We start from the raw sequence: 3,447 nt of genomic DNA on the forward strand, positions 1-3,447 counted from the left end.
GGTTTCTTGTACGTCGCTAACGAAGCTGCCAAGGTCGCGGCCACGAACGTTCGCCGTCACTACAACACGGCGTTTACCATTTTCCCTGTTGACCTGATTTAGTCCCGTTGTCAGTTCAATATCCACCAATTCTTTCAGCGGTACATAGCCACCATTAGACACTTGAATAGGAAGTGAACCCAGCTGATCAATATCACTACGGCGATCTTCAGGTAATCGCACAACTATCTCGGCGCGGCGATCGCCCTCGTAGAAAAATCCTGCGCCCTGACCACCCATTGCCGTGGCAACTTGATCTTGCAGTGTATTTAATTCAACACCGTATTGGCCTAGGGCCAGCAATTTCGGTTTAAGGGTTAACATGGAGAGGCCCGTAGTCTGCTCCATCTGGATATCGACAATGCCGTCAACGGAGCCAATTGCACCTTCGATTTTGCCGCCAAGGGCTTCGAGCTGAGACAAATCATCACCGAAGATTTTAATCGCTAGTTCGGCACGTACACCTGACAACAGCTCGTTAAAGCGCATCTGTATCGGCTGAAGAAATTCATAACGATTACCTGGTACAGGTTCAACTAAGGTCGCTAGCTCCTCCACTATTTGGCTTTTAGTCTTACTGGGATCCGGCCACTCATTACGCGGCTTAAGGATAATAAAATTGTCTGCTACGCTTGGCGGAACCGCATCGGTCGCGACATCAGCCGTACCGATCTTGGCAAATACGCGCTCTACTTCAGGCATGGTCTTAATGGCGGCTTCCAAGGTCTCTTGTAAGGCTACCGCCTGACTAAGCGAGGTGCCCGGAATCCTGAGCGCGTGCATAGCAATATCGCCTTCATCAAGGTTTGGTACAAACTCACTGCCCAAGCGACTTGCAAAGCCGGCACATACAACAAGTAATACCAGCGCAGCTGCAACCACCGCGCCACGCATGGCGATTGCTTTGCGCAGCAGTCGACCGTAAAGGTTTTTTGTTGCATCAAATGCGCGATTCTCTTTTTCGACTACTGGCCCCTTGAACATCATGGCGATAGCCGCTGGAACAAAGGTGATGGACAGCAGCATTGCTGCACTCAGGGCAATGACCACCGTCATGGCCATGGGGTGGAACATTTTTCCTTCAACACCCGTTAAGGAGAAAATCGGCAAATACACCGCCGTGATAATAAACACCCCAAACAGTGCAGGCCGTATCACCTCTTTAGTGGCGCTAAACACTACATCTAAGCGCTCATTCAGCGACAAGCTCTGCTTGTCACTGGCAAGGCCCAAACGACGCAGACAGTTCTCTACAATGATAATGGCGCCATCGACCAACAAGCCAAAATCCAATGCGCCCAAACTCATCAAGTTGGCACTAACGCCGCTACGCACCATGCCGGTGATCGTCATTAACATCGCAACTGGGATAACCGCTGCCGTCAGTATGGCTGCGCGCACATTACCCAATAGTAAGAACAGAATAACGATAACCAACAATGCGCCTTCGAGCAGATTGGTCGTTACGGTTTTCAGCGTTTTATCCACTAGGCCAGTGCGATCGTATACCGCCGTCGCGGTAATACCTGCTGGCAGGCTCGACTTAATTTCCTCAAGCCTTTCACCAACCGCTTTGGCAACGGTACGGCTGTTTTCGCCAACGAGCATAAATACCGTGCTCATAACGACTTCGCGACCATTTTGGGTGGCCGCACCTGTGCGTAGCTCCTTGCCTTCGCCCACGGTCGCGACATCACCGACATGCAATGGCTGACCATTAAGGGTTTTTATTACTATTTTACTGATATCAGCAAGCGTTTCAGCTTGCCCCGGAATACGCAGCAGCCACTGCGCGCCTTTTTGCTCAACAAAGCCAGCGCCACGGTTTTGATTATTGTCGGCAACCGCGTCGAGAAGTTCTTGCTGAGTGACGCCATAGGCGAGCATTTTTTCAGGCTGCAGGCCGATTAAGATTTCACGCTTGTAACCGCCAATGGGGTTAACCTCAACCACACCGGGCACACGCAATAACTGAGGGCGAATAATCCAGTCATGAGCTGAGCGCAAATCTGTTGGCGTTATTAGTTTGCCATTGGCATCGGTCGCACCCGGCTCGGCATCCACGGTGAACATGAAAATCTCACCCAGCCCCGTCGCAATCGGCCCAAGCTCCGGCTCCAGCCCCGTCGGCAATTTCGCGCGCACGTTGCCGAGCCTTTCATTCACCAGCTGGCGGGCAAAATAAATATCGGTGTCATCGCCAAAGATGACCGTGACTTGCGACAAACCATAGCGGGAAATCGATCGGGTGTACTGCAGTTCTGGCAGGCCCGCCATTGCCGTTTCGATGGCGTAGGTTACGCGTTGCTCAACTTCCAACGGCGTGTAACCCGGCGCTTCGGTGTTAATCATTACCTGAACATTGGTAATATCGGGAACGGCGTCAATTGGTAGTCGGTTGAAATTCCATACGCCCAAACCACAGAGCGCGATAATGGCGGCCATGACCACGCCACGCCGCGCTAGGGAAAACTGTATAATTGCATCAAGCATGGGACGTCCTTTAGTGGTCGTGTGAAGCGCCGGATTTTTCGATATCGGCCTTGATGATGAAACTGTTGTCGGTCACGTATTCAGTTCCCGGCTTTAGCCCACCTAAGACCTCAATCCATTCGCCAGCCTCACGACCAAGCTCTAGCATGCGAACTTCATATTGATCGCCCACTTTGGCGTAGACCACGGTAAAATCCCGAAAGCTTTGCAATGCTTTCCGCTTTACCGCGAGCGGCACTTCATAGCGAGCAACTTCCACATCGCCGCGAACAAAGCTCCCCGCTGGCAGCGCAAGATTGCTGGCGTCAACACTGACGCGTATATCTGCAGATTGATCCGCATTAAGCAGCGGTGAAATCCACTGCACGTCACCTTCTCCAATTTCTTCCATCGCATCGTTGAGCAACTGCACGCTGTTGTTTAGCGCAATTCGACGCCGATCGTCAGGGTAGGCTTTGAGTAAAACCACTTGGCGGGAGCGATCAACAATACTCACCAGCGTACGGCCAGCAGTCGCTTCGCCGATATTGACCGGCAGCGCCGCAACTTCACCGGCAATATCGGCGCGCAACACATAGGGTTTCAGGCTTTCGTTACTCTCGATGCTCATCAGCGGAGTGCCCGCTTTCACTTGCTGACCTAAGCTAACGTGAATGGTTTTAATCACACCGTCGAAACGGGCGCTTAGCTGCGTTAAAGCATTAGTATCGGCTACTAGTCGACCGAAGAGCGGCAGCCGCTCTACGAGCACTTGTGAGCGCGCAGCACCAGTGGTGATACCCATGGCATCAGCCACGTCGGGATTAATCTGCGTTCGTCCTTCAAAATTATCGTATTGCCACTGATAGCGTTTACCACCATAAGAAGCGTTAAGCGTAACGAGAAAAGAATGCGGCTCGACGATTTCCATGTCAC

At 52.0% G+C, this 3,447-nt stretch carries 2 protein-coding genes; both read right to left on the bottom strand.

Annotated features, from left to right (window positions below):
- A partial coding sequence (locus tag ABYP33_RS18020; RefSeq protein ID WP_373092626.1) for an efflux RND transporter permease subunit occupies positions 1-2,532 on the bottom strand: 2,532 nt, incomplete at its 3' end.
- 10 nt (positions 2,533-2,542) lie between these two features.
- The coding region (locus ABYP33_RS18025) for an efflux RND transporter periplasmic adaptor subunit (protein ID WP_373092628.1) at positions 2,543-3,447 on the bottom strand (905 nt) is incomplete at its 5' end.

The sequence above is a fragment of the Zhongshania sp. genome, from assembly GCF_041584495.1.
Classification (GTDB): Bacteria; Pseudomonadota; Gammaproteobacteria; order Pseudomonadales; family Spongiibacteraceae; genus Spongiibacter.